At 42.4% G+C, this 20,598-nt stretch carries 18 protein-coding genes and 1 pseudogene; 3 read left to right on the plus strand and 16 right to left on the minus strand.

Annotated features, from left to right (window positions below; genetic code table 11):
• Positions 1-88: 88 nt before the first annotated feature.
• Positions 89-328: pseudogene (locus tag Q1X33_RS00005) on the minus strand (hypothetical protein).
• 388 nt (positions 329-716) lie between these two features.
• On the opposite strand from Q1X33_RS00005, the gene Q1X33_RS00010 reads away from it, so the two are divergent.
• Positions 717-1,256, plus strand: a complete 540-nt coding sequence (locus Q1X33_RS00010; protein ID WP_005225944.1) for a hypothetical protein — start codon at positions 717-719, stop codon at positions 1,254-1,256.
• Between the two features lie 105 nt (positions 1,257-1,361).
• Positions 1,362-2,117 (plus strand): hypothetical protein, encoded by a 756-nt coding sequence (locus Q1X33_RS00015; RefSeq protein WP_005225943.1) that lies wholly within the window; start codon positions 1,362-1,364, stop codon positions 2,115-2,117.
• Positions 2,118-2,213: 96 nt separating this feature from the next.
• Here the strand turns inward: Q1X33_RS00015 and Q1X33_RS00020 are convergent, their stop codons facing one another.
• The 11 genes from Q1X33_RS00020 to Q1X33_RS00070 all read right to left on the minus strand — a co-directional run bounded on the left by Q1X33_RS00020 (position 2,214) and on the right by Q1X33_RS00070 (position 14,436).
• Complete coding sequence (locus tag Q1X33_RS00020; protein ID WP_005225942.1) at positions 2,214-2,669, minus strand: S-ribosylhomocysteine lyase; 456 nt, start codon at positions 2,667-2,669, stop codon at positions 2,214-2,216.
• Positions 2,670-2,681: 12 nt separating this feature from the next.
• Positions 2,682-3,326, minus strand: coding sequence for a class I SAM-dependent methyltransferase (locus Q1X33_RS00025; protein ID WP_005225941.1), 645 nt, complete (start codon positions 3,324-3,326; stop codon positions 2,682-2,684).
• Between the two features lie 2 nt (positions 3,327-3,328).
• A complete protein-coding gene (locus Q1X33_RS00030; RefSeq protein WP_005225940.1) occupies positions 3,329-4,474 on the minus strand; it encodes a cystathionine gamma-synthase in 1,146 nt (381 codons plus the stop codon).
• Positions 4,464-5,429, minus strand: a complete 966-nt coding sequence (locus Q1X33_RS00035) for a PLP-dependent cysteine synthase family protein (protein WP_005225939.1) — start codon at positions 5,427-5,429, stop codon at positions 4,464-4,466. Before Q1X33_RS00035 ends, Q1X33_RS00030 begins: the two co-directional genes overlap by 11 nt.
• Positions 5,430-5,838: 409 nt before the next feature.
• Positions 5,839-6,939, minus strand: coding sequence for a glycerol dehydrogenase (locus Q1X33_RS00040; RefSeq protein WP_005225938.1), 1,101 nt, complete (start codon positions 6,937-6,939; stop codon positions 5,839-5,841).
• A gap of 187 nt (positions 6,940-7,126) precedes the next feature.
• Entirely contained in the window at positions 7,127-8,296 is a 1,170-nt protein-coding gene (dnaJ, locus tag Q1X33_RS00045) for a molecular chaperone DnaJ (RefSeq protein WP_005225937.1), read from the minus strand.
• A 126-nt stretch (positions 8,297-8,422) separates the two neighbouring features.
• Complete coding sequence (gene dnaK, locus Q1X33_RS00050) at positions 8,423-10,252, minus strand: molecular chaperone DnaK (RefSeq protein ID WP_301969439.1); 1,830 nt, start codon at positions 10,250-10,252, stop codon at positions 8,423-8,425.
• Positions 10,253-10,304: 52 nt separating this feature from the next.
• On the minus strand, positions 10,305-10,892 hold the full coding sequence (grpE, locus tag Q1X33_RS00055; RefSeq protein WP_005225935.1) for a nucleotide exchange factor GrpE: 588 nt from the start codon (positions 10,890-10,892) through the stop codon (positions 10,305-10,307).
• 38 nt (positions 10,893-10,930) lie between these two features.
• Positions 10,931-11,974, minus strand: a complete 1,044-nt coding sequence (hrcA, locus tag Q1X33_RS00060) for a heat-inducible transcriptional repressor HrcA (RefSeq protein WP_005225934.1) — start codon at positions 11,972-11,974, stop codon at positions 10,931-10,933.
• Positions 11,975-12,156: 182 nt separating this feature from the next.
• Complete coding sequence (gene hemW, locus Q1X33_RS00065; protein WP_005225933.1) at positions 12,157-13,347, minus strand: radical SAM family heme chaperone HemW; 1,191 nt, start codon at positions 13,345-13,347, stop codon at positions 12,157-12,159.
• A gap of 441 nt (positions 13,348-13,788) precedes the next feature.
• The gene (locus Q1X33_RS00070; RefSeq protein ID WP_034868543.1) at positions 13,789-14,436 is read right to left on the minus strand and encodes a hypothetical protein; all 648 of its coding nucleotides are present in this window, start codon (positions 14,434-14,436) and stop codon (positions 13,789-13,791) included.
• 117 nt (positions 14,437-14,553) lie between these two features.
• Here Q1X33_RS00070 and Q1X33_RS00075 point away from each other — a divergent pair, with 117 nt between their 5' ends.
• A complete protein-coding gene (locus Q1X33_RS00075) occupies positions 14,554-15,420 on the plus strand; it encodes an aldo/keto reductase (protein ID WP_050759602.1) in 867 nt (288 codons plus the stop codon).
• A 136-nt stretch (positions 15,421-15,556) separates the two neighbouring features.
• Here the strand turns inward: Q1X33_RS00075 and iadA are convergent, their stop codons facing one another.
• The 4 genes from iadA to truB form a co-directional block, all read right to left on the minus strand.
• Entirely contained in the window at positions 15,557-16,741 is a 1,185-nt protein-coding gene (iadA, locus tag Q1X33_RS00080; RefSeq protein ID WP_086338286.1) for a beta-aspartyl-peptidase, read from the minus strand.
• 30 nt (positions 16,742-16,771) lie between these two features.
• The gene (gene yfcC, locus Q1X33_RS00085) at positions 16,772-18,463 is read right to left on the minus strand and encodes a putative basic amino acid antiporter YfcC (RefSeq protein WP_170927566.1); all 1,692 of its coding nucleotides are present in this window, start codon (positions 18,461-18,463) and stop codon (positions 16,772-16,774) included.
• Between the two features lie 239 nt (positions 18,464-18,702).
• A complete protein-coding gene (ribF, locus tag Q1X33_RS00090; RefSeq protein ID WP_015509590.1) occupies positions 18,703-19,656 on the minus strand; it encodes a riboflavin biosynthesis protein RibF in 954 nt (317 codons plus the stop codon).
• 2 nt (positions 19,657-19,658) lie between these two features.
• Entirely contained in the window at positions 19,659-20,585 is a 927-nt protein-coding gene (gene truB, locus Q1X33_RS00095) for a tRNA pseudouridine(55) synthase TruB (RefSeq protein ID WP_005225927.1), read from the minus strand.
• Positions 20,586-20,598 lie beyond the last annotated feature (13 nt).

Genomic DNA, 20,598 nt, shown 5'->3' on the forward strand with positions numbered 1-20,598 from the left:
AATCAATTCTGATTCATCAGTCCCATAAATTATAGAGCCAAAAAGCCTCTGCAACAGTCCGACGAAGGAACTGTTGCAGAGGTTTTCTTTATTGTTTGTTCCGTTTCGTTTCATCTGCGATCCGCTTTTGATTTTCCCCAAAAAACACTTTTGTATCGATAGGGTTTGCTTTGTTCGCCCCGCCGATGCCAGTATCAACCATTTTCCCCCAGCCCTTCAACGGCTCTTTCCCCGCTGCACGAAGCTTGGCATTTTTTAACCGTAATGCCTGTTTTTTTGCTTATTTTTTCGCTTGATGTTTTGCTTGCCAGTCCCTTAAGATCTTCATTCCCTCTTCCTCTCTTTCCTATTAAAACAATGCCACATTCAAATGCTCGAAAACATTCCCAACGATCTGTTTGCATCAAATGCCCTTTGCCACTGAAGCCGTATTTTTTTATCTTGTAGTTGACTATAGTATATCACGTGAATTTCATGATCATCAGGAATAGAGACTAAATTTTATTAAAACTATGAAATGTAGTTTGAAATCGAGTAGTCAGATCAGGAGTGGCATGTTACACTTATTAAACAACACTCCCTCCATAACTGCATAAGCTGTATAAATACATTGATTCTTTTGTTTAAACATCGGTCAGAACCCTTTTAATAAAAAACCAACCTTAAAATAACAACAAAAGAAAAATGCAGAAAATTACTTTGGAGGCATACATCGTATGAAAACCATCTGTTTCTTTCCCTTATTGATTTTCCTTTCCTTATCACTCACTGGCTGTACCCTGATTGACGAACTCCTGGATGAAACGCGACAAAGCAGTTCTTCATTAGAAACAGCGGTGACTTCTCAATCATTGTCAATGGATTCGGAAGCTAGCAGCTCTTCCTCTACTGAAAAGCAATCAACGTCTACTACAATTGACATAAGCAGCTCTTCTGACAGCCTTGATCAACAGTCAGTAAGTACCGAAGAATCCACCTCTCACTTCTCCTATTGCGAGCAATTGCAGATTGGATTGCCACGACGTTGGAATAGAAGCGTCACCAAAGATTTGCTCCACCAATTGCAAGAAGGAATGTCCTGCGATCAAGTATTAGAGATCATGGGTGGACTGCCTTCTTGGCGACTAGCGATTCTAGGCGTAGAGTCCAATGCATGGATCAATCAAAAGGGCGAAGCGATCATCGTTACCCTTTCCAACCGAACCGTTACTGGCGTTACCTGGCATGATCAGTTTTCTGAATCAGAAATTGAGTAATCCATTAAGCGACCTCTCGTAACTAAGATTGGCAAAATGCGTCATGAATTTCAAACACCTCTATTATCATGAGTCGTCTAAAAAACTTAGGAGTTGAAGGATAAAATGAAACTGAATCGTCCTATGAAAAAAATCCGGGAGCATCGCAGAAGAAGTCTTTTGCTTTGTTTGGGCATTAGTTGTTTTTTACTCGGAGCTGTCCTCTTCTACAGCGAAAATCAGCCAGCAGCTGCCTACGAGCAGTTTTTAGAGATCGATTACTTAACTGCTTTATTGGAAGAAAGACCTTCCCCTGAATCCATCAGCGATCTCGGCCTCGCTCTCATCAAACGTAGTGATCGGGTAAATCAAGAGCGCAGTGCCATTAACCGAAAGCGGCGCCGCGAAAATGTGATCGTTACGGAAGAGACTAGAAAAGTTTTTTCTCCCGATCAAGGAGCAATGGTTGATGAAGTAAGAAAAGTAACCACTCGTTTACCTGATTCAGCCATTGATTTGTTATCACCGATGGCTGACAGCAGCGCTCTCGAGACAAAAAGAGTTCCTTTAGGTTCAAGGGACAAACTGTCCAAAATCAGCTTTGATTTTGACTCGGATAACGCGGGAAATGAACATTTATCGAGAATCACATTGGTTGATGTCCCAGAATTTTTCGGTATTGATTTCTCACAATTCGGGAAAGAGGATGATATTGAGGAGATCAAAGAGACATTGATCGAACAGTATGGTTTAGATGCTCACATCAGAGACGTTAGCGCCATTCGGAGACTTTTCTTTGTTCATGAAGGATTTGAGTTTTACATTAGTCAAACCTATAATCCAAACGGAGTCGGCATCACCGTCCAAGCAGTAGAACCATAAACAAAAAAATAGTGAATCCCCGTCTCTTTGCGGGTTTAACAAAAAAGGCGTCTGCGAATCCAAACGCAGGCACCTTTTTTCTACTTCTATTTTTATTTAGGCAAAAACGGTCGACCAATTGTCACGTTCATCAAGAAATTCTTGCGCTAATTTTTGCGCACCCTCTAAGGTATGGTTCGCCGCCCAACCGCATTGCACTTCATTGCTGGCAGGTACTTCAGTTGCTTGCAAAACGTCCTTCATGGTTTTTTCTAGGACGGTCAAAATCTCTTCATAATCGTCGTGATTCAAGACAGTCAAATAAAAGCCGGTTTGGCAGCCCATTGGTGACCAGTCCACGATATAGTCCGCATGATTACGAATCAATTCTGCCGTCAAATGTTCTAGCGAGTGCAGACTTGCCATATCCATATGCGCTTGGTTCGGCTGCTTCAAACGGACATCATATTTGATGATGGTATCATTCGTTCCTTGTTTTTTATCGGCAACCCGTACATAAGGTGCTTTGACTTTCGTATGATCCAAATTAAAGCTTTCAACATTAATTTTCATTGTACTTCTCTCCTACTCTTTTTGTGCTTCCACAAGCCAAACATACTCATTGATCTGCTTAAAACGACTGGTAAACCCATGCTGACGAAAGTATCGTTCGATATCCGCTATAACTGGATAGTACTCTCTTTGCAGATCAGCGGCTAGTCGCTGGTGACCAGCTTGCCGTGCTTCATCGATTCGTTCCATTTGGTGGGCTAGAGAAAGAAACATCGTATCCCCGAAAAGCACTTGCCCGCCTTTGGGCAGCATCGCAGCATATTTGCCGATTGCCCGTTGTTTTTCGTCCTCCGTAAGATGATGAAAAACATAGGTAGAAACGATCGTATCAATCACATCCGTGATCTCAGGAAAAACCTCCATATCACCATCTACAAAAGTCACTTTAGAAAGACTGGGTTTTGACTTGGCGATTCGCCGCATCTCTGGCGATGGCTCGATTGCCAGCACGTTTTTTCCTTGATCAAGCAGAGCTTGTGTTAGATTTCCAGTTCCACTACCAAATTCTACCACAGACTGCCCTGCTTTTTCAGCAATTTCAGCGAGTAACTGTTCATATTTGAAAAAAACCGCTCGATATTCTTCATCCTTACCTGCAACTGTTTCATCGTATTCAGCTGCCCAGTCAGAAAAAATTGGAATAAACTCTCTCCCCATCACTAGCTACCTGCCTTTTCAAACGCTTGCTCTAAATCTGCCTGCAGATCCTCACCGTCTTCGATGCCGAGAGACAACCGAATCAAGCCATCTTTGATCCCAGATTGCTCACGAATTTCTTTAGGGATCGAGGCATGGGTCATCACGGCTGGCACTTCTACCAAGCTTTCCACGCCACCTAAGCTTTCTGCTAAAGTAAAAATCTTTAATGATTCAACAAATTCTGCTGTTTTCGATTCATCGTTTAGTTCAAAAGATATCATACCGCTATACCCAGACATCTGTGATTTGGCGATCTCATGTCCTTCATGGGCAATCAATCCCGGATAATAAACCTTTGCGACAGCTGGATGTGCTTGTAAGTAGTGGGCAATTTTCATCGCGTTGTTTTGATGTGCTTCCATCCGCAAAGCAAGAGTTTTGATGCTTCGTTGAATCAACCAGCTATCATGAGGCCCCAATACACCACCAATGGCGTTTTGTAAAAAAGCAATTCTTTCGGCGATTTTTGGCTCTTTGGCAACCGCTAACCCAGCTACTACATCACTGTGTCCACCGAGATACTTGGTAGCACTGTGAATCACAATATCTGCGCCTAATTGTAGCGGCTTTTGAAAGTAAGGGGTCGCAAAGGTATTATCCACGATCGTCAAAATGTCCTGTTTTTTAGCTAGTTGGGCAACGATTGCGATGTCCGTGATCTTCAATAATGGATTAGTCGGCGTTTCCAGAAAGATCGCTTTGGTTTCTGGAAGGATGGCTGCTTCAACGGCAGCTAGCTCATTTGTTTTGACAAGTGTATAAGACAATCCGCTTTTTTCTAATACTTGATGGAGCAAACGAAACGTCCCGCCATATACATCATCCCCTAAAATGACATGGTCTCCAGTCTGAAACAGCGAGAAGACCGCATGGGTGGCTGCTAATCCAGAGGCAAAAGCAAACCCATGGGCGCCTTCTTCCAGATCCGCAATCAATTCTTCTAAGGCAAATCGAGTTGGATTGCCTGAACGACTGTATTCATATTGCTTTGGCTGACCAAGAGCATTTTGCCGATAGGTTGATGTTTGGTAAATTGGCACACTAACAGCACCAGTCATTTCGTCTTCGCTGATACCGCCGTGGATTACTTTTGTATTAAAATGCATGGTTTACTCCTCCTATGAATGGGGTGATTGCTGATTCACCCGCATAAATCTGTTTTGATAGATAGCGATCGCCTCCATCTGGAAAGACGGTAACGATCGAGCTTCCAGTTGGTAATTCGAGGCTTTCTTTTACTGCTGCTGCCATCGCCGCTCCACTTGAACTTCCAACAAGCAAACCATAGTTTCTTGCCAAGTAACGAGTAAAAGCAAAGCCTTCCGCATCACTGATCGTATAAATTTGATCAATAAGCAAATCGTCAAAAAATTGGGGAATGAACTCAACACCGATCCCTTCAATCTCATGTCCATGGGCAGGCCCGCCATTTAAGATCGATCCTTCTGGTTCAACGACAGCAAGTCGAGTGCTTGATTTTTGCTTCTTTAAGTATGTTGCGACACCCGCGAAGGTCCCCCCGCTGCCAGCTCCAGCAACAAAGCTGTCAATTTTTCCAGATAACTCCTGAAAGATCTCTGGACCTAAGGTTGCTTGGTAGGCTGTAGGATTGTTTTGATTGTGAAATTGCATTGGCATATAACTATTTGGTAGCTGTTTTGCTATTTCCTTTGCTTTTTCAATCGCCCCTTGAATGCCTGCTTCAGTGGGCGTATGAACGATGGTCCCGCCCAACGCTTCAATCAGTTGCTGCTTTTCAAGGCTAAATTTTTCAGGAATGACAAAAATCATTTTTAAGCCATACTCGATTCCAGCTAAAGCTAAACCAATTCCAGTATTTCCCGCTGTCGGTTCGATAACGGTTGTCTCATGATCGATCACATGCTCGCGAAACGCTTCATCGATCAAATACTTCCCTAAGCGGTCCTTGATACTTCCACCAGGATTTAAATACTCAAGTTTCGCATAGATGGTACTTCCCTTTTTGCCGCCAAATGCTGCGGCATCAAATTCAAAGAATGGGGTGTGCCCAATCAATGCTTTTATATTATTAACGATCATCGCTCGACTCCTCGCTCAACTTTGTTTGGCACAACTCGTATGCTTCATGTACTCATTTTCATTTGCAATCATCAGCCGTCGCCAATGAAAGCGGTAAAAAACAGCAAACAAAAAGGGGTACTGACTATTACATCAGTACCCCAAAAAAATGTCGTCTTATCCGGATAAAAGTGAATCACTAAAGAAAATTCAGCGATCTTCTGCGACAAAGGAACTAATAATAGGCATGACAAATCGGTATGCTGCTTTTTGCACCATACAACAACAACAGGTAGTTTGTGTGTTGACGTTTGTCATGTCTTGTTCCCTCCTTTAATTTGCTTGTTATCAAAATAGCACGACTCTTTTTTATTGTCAAACGTTTTTTGAAATCACCGAGCACACATTGATGATTTTTAATAAAATAACATCATAGAGGATAGTAAGCACTCACATAGGCATCCACGGCTTTGATCGCTGCTGCAACATCTTCTGCAGAAACCGGAAATGGCATATTGTGGATCGTTTCCCCTTCGATGGTTGCTTGCTCGCCAATTTTTAATAGGTCTGCATCGCTGGCTTTTGCAAGATGCATGTCGGATAATGTCGTCGGTAATTCTAATGCCTGATACAATTCTATATATTGGTCGAGCTCTTCAGGATCTGCATTTTCCAGCATCAATTGAGTGAGTGTTCCGAAAGCAACCTTCTCACCATGGGTCAGATCATGAACGTCTCCTTCAAGGGCTGTCAAGCCATTATGAATCGCATGAGCTGCTGCCAGACCTGCACTTTCAAAGCCTAATCCACTAAGCAAAGTGTTGGCTTCCACGATTTGTTCAAAAGCTTCGGTAACGACTTGTTTTTTATTCGATTGATAGGCTTTTAAGGCATTCTCAAAAAGGATCTCTTCGCATTTTTCAGCGATCGCCATGCTGGCAATTGGTTGCACCCCGCCGACCATATTTTTACTATGGCTTCGAGCAACAGCACGTGCCTCGACATAGGTTGCGAGTGCATCCGCAATACCAGCGGCTAGCAATTTGGCAGGCGCTTTGGCAATCACAGCGGTATCCACTAAGACAAGTTCAGGATTTTTGTTATAAAAACGATACTTTTCAAAACGACCTTCATCAGTATAAATAACAGAAAGTGCCGAAGTTGGTGCATCAGTGGAGGCAATCGTTGGCAAAACAGCAATCGGTATTTTCAATTCATCCGCAACAGCTTTCCCAGTATCGATGGCTTTCCCACCACCTAATGCGGCAATCACTTCGATTGATTCACTTTTGGCTTTAGAGACGATACGATCGATTTCATTTGCAGAAGCTTCTCCACCAAAAATTTCTTTTACCGGATCTAACTCGGCTGCTTTCAGGTTCTCAAATAGTTCTTCACCGGCAATTTTCCAAACAGTTTCATCGGTCAAAAGAAGCACTTTCTTTCCTAAATCTTTGATATGGGATAACCCATGCTTCAAGACCCCTTTTCCTTGAACGTATCGTGACGGACTCGCAAATATTCTTTCCATTGTATCTCCTCCTTTAATTGGTCTACTTTTATTGTGACACACTAAGCAAGCGATCTCAAAGGAAAAGAAAAAAAGATGGCCAAGAAGATTCGATTCTTGCCCATACTGCACATTTATAGCCATACAAACACTCATGCCCTTATAAAACGGATGGTTTTATAAGGGCATGAGTTGGATTTTTTCATGGTTATTTCTTTTTCCCACCAAAAGCATCTTTCATTTTATCAAAAAATCCTTCTGGTTGTTGTTCGTTCGTTTCATGGCCACTGGCTTTTGCATAAGCCCGCAATGCCTCTTTTTGTTCCTCATTTAAGTTCTTAGGTGTGATCAGCTTCACTTTGACCTGTTGATCGCCATTGCCGCCTCCCCGTAAGCGAGGGGCTCCCTTACCGCGTAAGCGGAAGTTTGTGCCTGTTTGCGTACCAGCTGGAATTTTTAATTTCACATTCCCATGAACCGTTGGTACATTGACTTCGTCGCCTAAAGCAGCTTGGACAAAGTTTAACGGCAGTTCGTAATAAATTTCCGACCCATCACGGTCAAAAATATCACTTTCTTCCACTCGGAAAACAACGTACAGATCACCATAAGGACCACCATTGGTGCCAGCTTCTCCTTGACCAGACAAGCGCATTTGTTGTCCATCTTCGACACCTGCAGGTACGTTGACTTTCACACTGTGTTTTTTCTTTTCATGGCCAGTACCATGACATGTTGTACATGGTTCTTTGATTTCTTTCCCAGTTCCATGACAAACATCACAGGTTTGACGGCTCATCACACGACCAAGCGGTGTTTGACGTTCAACATTGATGGTACCTGCACCATGACATTTATGACAGGTTTCTGGTGAAGTACCTGGTTTTGCCCCGTTCCCACCGCAGGTATGACAGGTTTCTTCACGATTGTATTGAACAGTTTTTTCCACTCCGAAAATCGCTTCTTCAAAGGAAAGATCAACCGCATATTGCAAGTCCGCTCCTTGTCGAGGTGCATTAGGATTGGCTGCTCTGCCGCCTCCACCACCGAAAAACGATTCGAAAATGTCTTCAAATCCACCAAAACCGCCACCGGAGAATCCGCCACTGTTAAAGCCGCCGAATCCACCGCCATAACCGCCTCCGTAGTTCGGATCGGTACCAGCATGACCATACTGGTCATAAGCAGCTCTTTTTTGGGAATCACTTAATATTTCATAGGCCTCAGAAATTTCTTTAAACTTTGCTTCTGCATCAGGTTCTTTATTGATGTCTGGATGATATTGTTTTGAAAGCTTACGATAAGCTTTTTTGATTTCGTCATCCGAAGCCCCTTTTTGTAGACCTAAGACCTCATAATAATCTCTTTTGTCTGCCATTGGCTTCCCTCCACTATATTCTTGCGTCTCTCGTATTTTAGCATATAATTCGCTCTAGAAAAATACGTTTCGCAAATTCATAAGAAAAAGCCAAAGCGGTGACTTTGGCTTTTTCACAAACAGCGATTATTTATCGTCACCGTCTACTTCTTCAAAGTCGGCGTCAACCACATCGTCTGCGCCGCCTTGTGCAGCTTCTGGATTTTCTTGTGCTTGTTGTTGTGCTGCTTGTTCGTATAACTTAACAGTTAAGTTTTGTACGATTTCATTCAAAGCATCACGTTTCGTTTTCATTTCTTCTAAGTTGTTTGCTTCAAGTGCAGCTTTCAACTCATCACGAGCTTCTTCCGCTTTTTTGACTTCGTCTACATCCACTTTGCCTTCAAGCTCTTTCAATGTTTTATCAACAGTGAACAACAAAGCATCGACGTCATTGCGTAGATCAACTTCTTCTTTGCGTTGTTTGTCGGCTTCAGCGTTTGCTTCAGCATCTTTTACCATGCGTTCGATTTCTTCATCTGATAAACCTGAAGATGATTTGATCGTAATTTTTTGTTCTTTTTGTGTACCTAAATCTTTTGCAGAAACATTGACGATCCCATTTTTATCGATATCAAATGTTACTTCGATTTGAGGGATGCCACGAGGTGCTGGTGGAATATCCGTCAATTGGAATCTACCTAATGTTTTGTTGTCAGCTGCCATTGGGCGTTCTCCTTGCAAGACATGGATATCAACGGCTGGTTGATTGTCTGCTGCAGTTGAGAAGACTTGTGATTTACTTGTAGGGATCGTTGTGTTCCGATCGATCAGTTTTGTGAAGACGGCACCCATTGTTTCGATACCTAATGATAATGGTGTAACGTCTAGTAAGACGACATCTTTCACATCACCAGTGATCACGCCACCTTGGATCGCAGCACCCATCGCTACCACTTCATCTGGGTTTACTGATTTGTTTGGTTCTTTATTGGTTTCTTTACGAACAGCATCAACTACTGCTGGAATACGTGTTGAACCACCAACTAAGATGACTTCATCGATTTCTGATTGTGATAAGCCAGCATCTTTCAAAGCTTGGCGTACTGGAATTTTTGTCCGTTCGACTAGGTCTGCGGTCAATTCATCGAATTTCGCACGAGTCAAGGTCATTTCCAAGTGCAATGGACCAGCATCACCAGCTGTGATAAATGGCAAGCTGATTTGAGTACTTGTTACACCTGACAAGTCTTTTTTCGCTTTTTCAGCAGCATCTTTCAAACGTTGCAAGGCCATTTTGTCTTTTCCAAGATCAATGCCGTTTTCTTTTTTGAATTCTGCTACCATGTGATCGATGATTTTGTTATCAAAGTCATCCCCACCTAGGTTGTTGTCCCCAGCAGTTGATAATACGTCAAAGACGCCATCCCCTAATTCAAGGATCGATACGTCAAAAGTACCGCCACCTAAGTCAAAGACTAGGATTTTTTCATCTTTATCTGTTTTATCTAACCCATAAGCTAAAGCTGCGGCAGTTGGCTCGTTGACGATCCGTTCTACTTCAAGACCGGCAATTTTACCAGCATCTTTGGTTGCTTGACGTTGCGCATCGTTGAAGTATGCAGGAACAGTAATGACTGCTTTTTCAACTTTTTCACCTAAATAGTCTTCAGCAAATCCTTTGATGTATTGAAGAACCATTGCGGAAACTTCTTGTGGTGTATAGGATTTGCCTTCAACTTCTACTTTGTATCCAGCTTCACCCATATGGCGTTTAATAGAAGAAATCGTATTCGGGTTTGTTACTGCTTGGCGTTTTGCAACTTCCCCTACTTGGATCTCACCATTTTTGAATGAGACAACAGAAGGTGTGGTACGGTTTCCTTCTGGATTCGTAATGATTTTTGCTTCGCCGCCTTCAAGGACAGCAACAGCTGAGTTTGTTGTTCCTAAGTCGATACCGATAATTTTACTCATAAGTAATACACTCCCTTTTTTAATTTAAACATCTACTTATAGATAGAAAGAACTATTGTGCAACGATGACCATGCTTGCACGCAAGACACGATCATGCAATTTATACCCTTTTTGCAAGACAGTAACGATTGTGTCTGCCGGTGTTTCATCAGAGGCAGGTACAGTCTGCACCGCTTGATGCAAGTTCGGATCGAACATTGCACCTTCAGCAGGAATCTCTTCGATTCCCTCTTCTTTTAAGGCTTGACGCAGACTTTCAAGAACCATTTCAACGCCTTTTTTCAAATTCGCAGCTTGGTCTTGATCGACATCTGCTGCCATCGCTCGTTCCAAATTGTCGATTGCTGGCAACAGTTTTTTGCCAAGATCTTGCGAGCGGTATTTTTGTAAAAGTTCCCGCTCGTTGCGGTTACGTGAAGTGATATTTGCGATCTCTGCACGAGCACGCAGGAATTGATCTTCCAATTCGTTATTCTTTTCTTGCAAAAGTTCCAATTCGCTTTTTTCCACTGCTTCTTCCTCTGGTTGAGGAGTCTGTGCTTCAGTTTCAGTTGATTCATTTGAAGATTCAGTTGTTTCTGCGGTTTCTTCAGCAGTTTTATCTAATTCTTCATCTAAACGCTCTTCTTTTTCCGTCACGTTTCAACCATCCCTTCTACGATTTGTTTCATTGCCGCTTATTCATTGGCAGCGTCTAATGCGCGATAATAATCGGCCAATTTTTTTGCTAACTCGCCTCGAAAAACTTCCATCAATCCAAACATCCGTGAATACGGCATACTTGATGGACCTAATAAAGCGATCGTTCCTTGTCCATGACCTTCGATTTCATAGCTGGCTTGGATCAAACTCATATTTTGTAACAAGTCGTTGCCAAGCTCAGAGCCGATTCTGATTTGAATCGCAGAATCTCTTGGCGCCAGCAGCTGTGTCAGCTGATCTGCGTTTTTCATAAATGAATACATCGATTTGAACTGACTAACATCTTGCGTCGGTTCAAAATCCAGAAGATTCATTCGCCCGCCGACGAAGATTTTTTCTTCAAAAATATGGCTCAGCATCGTATCAAAGAGATCAACGATTCCGTCAGTCGTTTGAAAATACTTATGCAGAATCATAGGAATCTCGGTTCTTAATCGATGGTAGACCGTCATTAGAGGTTCACCGATCAATTTGTCGTTGATGATCCTTACCATTTTTTCCAAATCTTCGCTGCTCATCGATTCAGGAAGAGTAAAGACTTGATTTTCGACATTTCCTTTATCCGTCACGATGATCGCGATGATCTGTCGTGCATTCAAAGGGACGATTCGAAAGCCCGTCAATTTCCTTTCCTTCATATCTGGTCCGAGAGACAACGCTGTATAGCTAGTCAAGTTGGACAAGATCGTGGCAGACTGCTGGATGATTTCATTGATTTCATGAAAATCTTTTCCAAAAGAATGACGAATGGTTTGAATTTCGTTTTGGTCAACTTCAGATGGCTTCAATAAGTGATCAACGTAATAGCGATACCCTTTTATTGATGGCACACGCCCTGAAGATGAATGTGTTTTTAGCAGAAGTCCAGCTTCTTCCAGCGCCTTCATCTCATTACGAATGGTGGCAGAGCTAGCTTCAACCCCATCTTCCATCAATCGCTTCGAGCCCGTGGGCTGACCAGTATTCGTATAGTTTTGGATGATGAGGTGTAAAATCATTTGTTGTCTAGGTGTCAACATTTTATCCACTCCTCCGTTAGCACTCATTCCTATTAAGTGCTAACACGATTATAAATATACCATATTTGCTAGGAATGTCAAGTATTTGCATCACTTTTTTAGCACTCTTTCTAAGAGAGTGCTAAAAAAAGAAATCAAAAAAGAAGCAGCGCGAAATGGCTACTTCTCTTCCTTGTTCTTTCTTATTTTTCTCCATCCAAGAGAAATGCTTCAGACACTTCGTTGCCAATGAACATCCCAGCTTTCGTTAAAAAGACACGATCACCTTGACTAGCCAACCAGCCTTTTTGAATCAACTGTTCGCTAGTTGAACCATAGATTTCCTGAAAAGACTTCCCGAATTTTTCTGCAAAGCGTATTTTTGAAATGCCAGCCTTTTTACGAAGGCCTAAAAACAGTTCCTCTTCCATTTGATTACTGGTTGTCAATTCTTCGGTTTCATGGATTGGCAATTGATTTTCCTGTAATGGTTTCAAATAATGCTGGATTGGACCTTTATTCTTGTAGCGGGTCTGTCCAATATACCCGCTGGCGCCTGCCCCAAAGCCAAAATAATGTTCATTGTTCCAATACACTAGATTATGCAAGGATTCATACCCTGGTCGTGCAAAATTACTGATTTCATATTGATTCAAGCCAGCTTTTGTCATCGCGGCGATCGCCTCATCAAACATCTGCGTTTCAGCTTCTTGAGAAGGCAGCGCCATTCTCCCTTGGCGAACCCAGTTCATAAACATGGTTTTGTTTTCTAAAATCAAGGAATACATCGCATAGTGAGGCAACCCGAGATCAATCGCTCGCGTCAGTGTATCACGGAAGCTTTCTATGCTTTGTCCCGGAAGTGCATAAATCAAATCGATCGTCACATTCTGAAAATCATGTTTTTCCAGCAGCTGAATGGTTGAATAAACATCTTCAGCGGTATGCTTGCGGCCAATTTTTTTAAGCAAGCGATTATCAAAGGTTTGGACCCCCATCGACAAGCGAGTGACTTGATGGTTTTTCAAAACCAGCATTTTTTCTTCACTCAAATCACCAGGATTTGCTTCCACGGTAAACTCTTTGGTTGTGTGGGTCGGCAGCAATTCATGCACACCTGAAAGCAATCGATCCAGCTGGTTCGCCGAAAGCGACGTTGGCGTCCCGCCGCCGATATAAATTGTTTCCGCCTCATTGATAGGCTGACGCAAGAGGCTCAGCTCAATTTCTTTTAGTAACGCTTCGATGTACTCATCCACTGGCTGCCCTTCTAAAAACACTTTGTTGAAGTCACAGTAATAGCAGATATGTTCACAGAATGGTATATGTATATACGCAGAAATATTTTGCGCGCTTTTTGTAGATGGATCGTTTATTGTTTGACCTTCAGGCATTCCTAAGTGATTCTCCTCTACCTTCTTTTTACTCCCATCGCTGAGAGCATCGGCACTCATTGTAGCATAGTTCTTAGAATTCTCCTATCACTTGGACTATTTTGGGCAAGAAAAAACACCACTTCCAAGAAGTGATGTCTTCAAATAGTCATAGCAAAAATTAAGAGCACTACTCTTATTAAGTACGATAAAATACCGCTTTTGTTCTTATCCCACCCAGAAAAAAATCTGTTTGTTACAAGAACTAACACTTCCCCCAAACTGTTAGCGCCACAATAGATAAGCTGTTGCTGACGGCTTACTTAACAAGAGCAGGACTCTTATTCTTGAAAGACAATTGCTTGTCTTATCTGACTTAAGTATACCTTTTTTAAAAAATTAAGTCCTATCATCTTTTTCACCAGTCTATGAAAACGATGAGAATCATCCCCTTGGCGACCGTTATAGAATGTGCAGCAAAATATCGATCAGATAGCGGATCAACCGATACGCAATAAATAAGAAGAAAATATTTCCCAGCAAGAATTGAAAAACATTGCCGATTGATCCCTTAAAGGAGCGAAAGCTGAAATAACGCGACCAACGATTGAACCCGTTTTGGCGATTTCGTTTCAAACGATACGCTTCATCATACTTCATTTCCAAGAGGTCATAGTAAAAAATCATCAAGGGTTGTTGCACAAAGAAAACTTTTTTATAGCCTGCCATCAACGTGTACTGCTTATTATTGGAAGGGAAGTTGCGATTGCCGTTTTTCTTCACGCGCATCGTTGTTCCATCGTTTATTGGGAACGCATAATGATCCTCGAATTCTGTCAGTTGATGAATTTGCGGCACCTGATTTTCTTCTTCAAAAGCACGTACGACCTCACTCGCCTTCTGATAAAGTGAAACCAGCCACGCCATCATCCCTAGCAAAATACCTAGCAAGATGATATTTAAAAGCAAACTTTCTTGTAACAAAAATAAATAACCTAAGATAATCAAAATCGCCACACCCAGGGCAATCATTCTTCTACGGAAATAACTGCGATACATCAATTCAAAAGAGCGCCGATAATAGGCAAAATCTTCTTTTACAAAATCCATTTTTTCCACATCTTTCTGCGTTTAGGTTGCTGATAATGTATCAAAGATCCTTTTGAAAGTCAATTTACCGAAAAAGTTTCAGCGTCTGATTTGTTTCAAACAAGAAAACGTTTTATAATGGAAGATGTAACAAAAAAAAGCGATGAAAGTAGGTTGAGATACGTGATATTACAAGAAACATTTACCTTGCAGAACAAACTGACGATTCCTAAGATTGGCCTTGGAACCTGGCAATCTTCTCCAGAAGATGCTTACAACGCCACAAAATTTGCCATTCAAAACGGTTATCGACATGTCGATACAGCGGCAGCTTACAAAAACGAAGAAGCGGTTGGGAAAGCTGTGCGCGATTCAGGCGTTGCCCGCGAAGAAATTTTTGTTACCACGAAAGTACCTGCTGAGTTGAAGACCTATCAAGAAGCGGTTGATAGCATTGATGCTTCTCTAAAAAAACTTGACTTAGGGTATATCGATTTGATTTTGATCCACGCTCCTCGTCCTTGGAAAATCATGGGAAACAATCCAGAAAACAAAGATTTTTATCTTGAAAACATCGATGTTTGGAAAGCACTAGAAGAAGCCTACTTAAGTGGGAAAGTAAAATCAATTGGTGTTTCCAACTTCGATCAAAAAGATTTACAGAATATTTTTGATCATTGCGATGTGAAACCGATGGTCAACCAGTTTGTTTACCATATTGGACGTACAAATGAAGAGTTATTGGCATTTTGTAAAGACCACGAAATTTTAGTGGAAGGCTATTCTCCAATCGCCACCGGTCGTTTACTCGATAACGATGCAGTGAAGACGATTGCGGAAGCTTATGGAAAATCTATTCCACAACTTTCAATTCGTTACTTGCTACAAAAAGACATTCTGCCATTGCCAAAATCCGTTCATGAAGAATACATTTCTGACAATGCCAAAGTTGACTTTGAAATTTCTGAAGAAGATATGAAGAAATTGGATGCGTTGCAAGCTTAAGAATGCTTGCGTTTAATTGAAAAAAGCAGTCCGATCAAGTCCAGTAAATGCTGGTCATGGATCGGGCTGCTTATTTTGTTCTAAAACTCTGTTTAGAAAAACAACCGTTTCTTAGTTTGTCAAAGCTGGAGTCTTCTTATGTTAGTTGCTCAAAGGTACCCCACACTTTTACTTCTTGTTTTTCTACCATCGTTCTGCCTTTCGCTAGAACCGTTTCTACTGTTAATGTTTCTTTGTTCAGCAAACAAATATCAGCATCCATCCCTGCTGCAAGACGTCCCTTTTGATCAAGCTTCAATACTTTCGCTGGATTAGAAGTGATTGCTCGAATGGCAATCTCCAATGGAATCTGCTCTTTTTGGACTGCTTCTTTAATGCCTACCATCAAGGCTCGCGAACTACCGACACCCAGACCTATGAATTGATTGTTTTCATCAAAGTACGGGAGGCTACCTTGCCCATCAGAGGTCATGGTAAATTGATCCAGCCCGATCCCTTCTGCTAACAAACGCTTCAATCCTTTACTGAAGCGAACCTCATCGTCTTCTTTTTCCCAGAAATCAGGATCCTCACTCGCCGTAAAATCAATCGTTCCACCCATTTTTGCAAAAGCAATACTTGCTTCGAAAAGCTCGCTGGTCCGATTGGCATGTGTCGGTAAAAATTGGCTGATTGGAATCTCTGTTTCTTCGATGGTTCGTAAAAGTAGCTCATATTTTCTCTTTCCTCCACCTAAGTGGACATTTACGATGCCTGCTTTTCCAGAAAGCATCCCACCAACACGGGCATCCGCCACCGCGCGGGTAAATTCTTCGAAACTCGGTTGTGAAGAACGATGGTCAGAAACGGCAATTTCACCGATACCAATGATTTTGTCAATAGTCAAAAAATCTTGAATGATAGAATCGGTGACCGGAGTCAATGGCAATCGATAAGAACCGTCATACAAGTACGTCGTGATGCCTTCTGCCTCTAGTCCACGGGCCTTACTGATCAAGGCAGTCATATCTCTGCCTACTCCGTCAGTACCCAAACACCCAACCACTGTCGTTACCCCCGCTGAGGTCAGCTGAGACAATTTCACTTCTGGTGTCCGGTTCTGAAAGCCGCCTTCCCCGCCACCTCCTAAGATATGAAAGTGGCAGTCAATAAAGCCGGGAACAGCAAGTAACCCTGTGCCATCGATTTCTTCAAGAGGAACCCCTGAGAATCCTCCTTCGATCGAATCTTCAATAGCAATGATCTTGTCTTCGCTTAAAAGAATATCTTTTTTTCCTAAATAGTCAGGCGCATAAACCTCCGCTTGTCGTATCACCTTCATGAGTGCTTCCTCCTCGTGTCTGATTGCTTCTTATTGCAAGCCGATCGCGACTGCAATAAAGATGAAGATCGTTCCTAATACAAATAAGAACCCTTGCATTTTGATCTGGAATTTCGCCCATTTCACCCATTCGATTCTTGCGACACCTAGCACACCGATCAGACTTGCCGATACTGGAGTGAAGGCATCCATGAAGCCTGAGCCTAATTGATAAGCCAATACAGCGATCTGTCTGGAAACACCTAAAAGATCAGCTAATGGCGCCATGATCGGCATGGTCAATGCAGCCTGACCTGAATTGGAGGTCACGATCAAATTGAAGAAGCTTTGGAAAATGTACATGAACCATGCCCCAATAAATGCTGGAACATTGCTTAACAAACCACCGATGCTGTGCAAAATCGTATTCAAGGCTGACGGCACGTTGGCATCAGAACCGCCGAGAACCAGAAGAATCCCTTTGGCCATCCCTACAACGATTGCAGTTCCCGCTAATTCTGAGGCCCCTGATTGAAAGGCACTCGCCACATCATTCAAGCCCATATTTTCTAATTTGAAAAGAACCGCTATGATTCCTGCCCCTAAGCCCATAACAAAGAATTGAGAAGCGATCTCGGGAATATAATAGCCTTTTTGTGTCACACCCCATACGATCCAGATCAAGACCGCCAGCATTTCAACCAAGATCAATTTATGACCTAATAAAAATGGTTTTTGCTCACTGGAGGTTTTTTCAAGATGATTTCGAAAATACGCATCTGATTGATACGTGAGCGATTTCTCAGGATTCTTGCGAATTCTTTCGGCATAGATCATGAGGTATCCTGCGGATAATGCGGTAACCACGACCCACATGATGATTCGGAACGTTGCGCCTGAAAGAACGGGAATACCTGCGATCCCTTGAGCCACTGCCACACTAAATGGACTCATCCACGAGGTGGCATTCCCAATCTGGGAGGCGACATAGGTGACAGTGACCGCCACGATCGAGTCATACCCTAATGCGATCACGAAAGGCACCATGACCATCGAAAACGGAATGACTTCTTCTGCCATCCCAAAAGTAGCACCACCAAATGAAAAAGCAAAGAACAACAGCGGCAATGCCAAACGTTCTAACCCACGGGTTTTGCTGATAAATGCAAAGATCCCCGCATCGATCGCTCCCGTTTGCATGATAATACCAAATGCACCACCGACCACTAAAATCAGTGCTGCAATCCCTACTGCTGAGCCGTATTTGTCGCCAGAAACTAACCCTTCAAAAACAAAATTTAAAAAGCCGAAACCGCCAAAGTCATCGGTTCCCCAAACCTTGGCTGTTTTATGCAGTTTTTCTGAAGTATCATAAATCTTTTCGCCATAAAGGCTGTAAAGGGTGTCATCCGTTAGCCCGACCTCATCTAATTGACTCTGGGACAACTCTTTAGGCCCTTCAGCTAGAACAGCTGCTAAAGCCTCAGGATCGACATCTAATTCTTCCAGCTCTTGTGGATCGTCTTCCAATTGATTCAACTGTTGATAGACGTATTCGTTATCTAACGGGTAGGCATAACGAAACGAATCTTGCATCAAGACCGTTCTGGTACTTATGTCCCCATTTGCATCGGTATACTCGATTTCTTGTGTACTAAATTTCCCAGCAGGAACTAAGAAAGTCAGCAACCATGCCAACAGCACGACCCCAAAAATGATGACATACGTATGCGGCGTTTTCATTTTGGTTAAATCTTTCTTTTCTTTCCCCTTTTTCGCTTTTTTTCCAATTGTCACTTTTTCTCTCCCTTTCCCTTTGCAGCGTACTGCATAAATTATCATTTTAGCCTATTTTTTAGTATATCGAAAAAACGTTTTTTCCTCATGGGGAAAGCATTAGAATTCAAATAAACTACGTTATAAAAAGAGAGAAAAAGAAAAAGTGAAAAGAAGCCAGAAACGCTTCTTTTCACTACGAATGACTAGTTTTCTTCAGAAAGCCCATCAAAATAAGCTTCAGTGTCTCGTTCATCTTGCTTTAATTGCTCGATCAACGCTTGTGCGCCATTGAAAGCGACTTGATCACGTAAGAAATGATGCCAACGGATCGCCACGGTTTCACCATAGATATCTTGGTGAAAATCGAGAATATAAATCTCTACTGTTAACTGGCGACCTTGACCAAACGTATCATTGTGACCAATCGATCCCATCGATGGATACCACTTGTCACCAACTTTGATTTCCGTCACATAGACGCCTTCTTTTGGCAACCGAACGGTGCTCTTCACTTTGATATTTGCGGTTGGAAACCCAAGTTCTCGTCCTCTAGCATCACCGTGAACGACGGTTCCTTCAAATTCATAAATATACCCTAACAAGCGATTGACTTGCGCCATATCACCATTTTGTAGTGCAGAGCGAATGCGTGTGGAGCTGACCTTTTCCTCATGAAACGATTCTTGCGCGACAGTCACGACTTCAAAACGTCCTTCTGCATAGGTTGGCAAAAGCGCCATGTTGGCTATCTCTTTCTTGCCATAGGTATAGTCAAAACCTGCAACAACAACTTTTGCATGCAGTCCGATCATGTATTCATCTACAAATACTTGCGGTGCCAAATTTGCAAAAGCAGAAGTAAATTCAATGATATAAAGAATATCTACCCCAAGTTGTTCCATGTGCGCTTCTTTTTGCGGCAAACTGGTCAGGTATTGCATTTTTTCAGGATCAACCTTTTGAAAAACGATCGAGGGATGCTGATTAAAGGTCATCAACGCCAATTTTAACCCTTTCTCCTCTGCAATCTTTCGTCCTGTTTCAATGACTTTTTGATGACCTAAATGCACGCCATCGAAAAAGCCTAAAACTAAGACGATCTCCTCCTCAGGAATCGCTGCGTGATCATAAGGGTGTCTTATTTCAATGATTTCCATATTCATTCTCCTATTTCTGTACGGATGACTTTTACCGGTTTCATCATATCCTGGTATTTGTCATGAGCTTTATAGATACTGATCAATTGTTCTCGATAAAAAATCGCCACTAATTCCTCTGGGCGCTTTGGTAATCCAAACGCGCTGAAGGGCAAACGCATGCCATTTTTTACTTTCTGCCAGAGGTCTGCATCGATCGTCACTTGAAGAAATTCTGATACCCCGTATTCTAAAGGTAGTAGTAGTTCCGAAACACGTTGTTCATCGACTGCCTTTTGCACCTCTGCAATCGTGTAGGATTGTTCTTTTGAAAAACCACCGCTTTTTAGGCGAGTCAAATCAGACATATGCGCGGGTACACCCAGCAATTTCCCTGTGTCGACCGCTAATGTGCGAACATAGGTCCCTTTTCCACAAGCAACTTCAAAACGCCAGCTTTGCGTATTGTTCTCATGAATAATCGGCTCTGAAATTCGTTCAAAGGAATAAATTTCTGCTTTGCGCTGTGGCCGCTCGACAGTTTCATTGTTACGAGCATATTCGTAAAGTCGTTTGCCATTGACTTTGACCGCCGAATACATCGGCGGGATCTGGGTAATCGTCCCCGTCAACTGTTTCATTGCCTGATCGATCTCTTCCTTCGTAAAAGGACGAGTTAGTGCTTGTTGTTCAACGATATCCCCCGACCGATCTTCTGTAGTGGTACTGAAGCCCAAAGTGATTTCCCCGGTGTAGACTTTTCCAGAATCAACCAAGTATTCGACGATCTTCGTTCCTTTTCCGATACAAATGGGCAAGACACCATCCACGTCAGGATCTAGTGTGCCGCTGTGTCCGATTTTTTTTGTCTTTAATATTTTTCGTAATTTAAACACGCAGTCGTGACTTGTTTGTCCACGCTCTTTCCATAATGGTAAAATCCCGTCCATCGTATTCCTCCAT

The sequence above is a fragment of the Enterococcus sp. B2E4 genome, from assembly GCF_030499455.1.
Taxonomy (GTDB): domain Bacteria; phylum Bacillota; class Bacilli; order Lactobacillales; family Enterococcaceae; genus Enterococcus_D; species Enterococcus_D casseliflavus.

Excerpts from the sequence above, each read along its gene's own strand:
- Q1X33_RS00015 (WP_005225943.1), top strand. The coding sequence starts at position 1,362 with ATGAAACTGAATCGTCCTATGAAAAAAATCCGGGAGCATCGCAGAAGA.
- Q1X33_RS00075 (WP_050759602.1), top strand. The coding sequence starts at position 14,554 with ATGGAAGATGTAACAAAAAAAAGCGATGAAAGTAGGTTGAGATACGTG.
- Q1X33_RS00020 (WP_005225942.1), bottom strand. The coding sequence starts at position 2,669 with ATGAAAATTAATGTTGAAAGCTTTAATTTGGATCATACGAAAGTCAAA.
- hemW (WP_005225933.1), bottom strand. The coding sequence starts at position 13,347 with ATGCCTGAAGGTCAAACAATAAACGATCCATCTACAAAAAGCGCGCAA.
- dnaJ (WP_005225937.1), bottom strand. The coding sequence starts at position 8,296 with ATGGCAGACAAAAGAGATTATTATGAGGTCTTAGGTCTACAAAAAGGG.
- Q1X33_RS00010 (WP_005225944.1), top strand. The coding sequence starts at position 717 with ATGAAAACCATCTGTTTCTTTCCCTTATTGATTTTCCTTTCCTTATCA.
- dnaK (WP_301969439.1), bottom strand. The coding sequence starts at position 10,252 with ATGAGTAAAATTATCGGTATCGACTTAGGAACAACAAACTCAGCTGTT.
- yfcC (WP_170927566.1), bottom strand. The coding sequence starts at position 18,463 with ATGAAAACGCCGCATACGTATGTCATCATTTTTGGGGTCGTGCTGTTG.
- Q1X33_RS00035 (WP_005225939.1), bottom strand. The coding sequence starts at position 5,429 with ATGATCGTTAATAATATAAAAGCATTGATTGGGCACACCCCATTCTTT.
- Q1X33_RS00030 (WP_005225940.1), bottom strand. The coding sequence starts at position 4,474 with ATGCATTTTAATACAAAAGTAATCCACGGCGGTATCAGCGAAGACGAA.
- Q1X33_RS00025 (WP_005225941.1), bottom strand. The coding sequence starts at position 3,326 with ATGGGGAGAGAGTTTATTCCAATTTTTTCTGACTGGGCAGCTGAATAC.
- Q1X33_RS00040 (WP_005225938.1), bottom strand. The coding sequence starts at position 6,939 with ATGGAAAGAATATTTGCGAGTCCGTCACGATACGTTCAAGGAAAAGGG.
- ribF (WP_015509590.1), bottom strand. The coding sequence starts at position 19,656 with ATGGAAATCATTGAAATAAGACACCCTTATGATCACGCAGCGATTCCT.
- hrcA (WP_005225934.1), bottom strand. The coding sequence starts at position 11,974 with ATGTTGACACCTAGACAACAAATGATTTTACACCTCATCATCCAAAAC.
- iadA (WP_086338286.1), bottom strand. The coding sequence starts at position 16,741 with ATGAAGGTGATACGACAAGCGGAGGTTTATGCGCCTGACTATTTAGGA.
- truB (WP_005225927.1), bottom strand. The coding sequence starts at position 20,585 with ATGGACGGGATTTTACCATTATGGAAAGAGCGTGGACAAACAAGTCAC.
- Q1X33_RS00070 (WP_034868543.1), bottom strand. The coding sequence starts at position 14,436 with ATGGATTTTGTAAAAGAAGATTTTGCCTATTATCGGCGCTCTTTTGAA.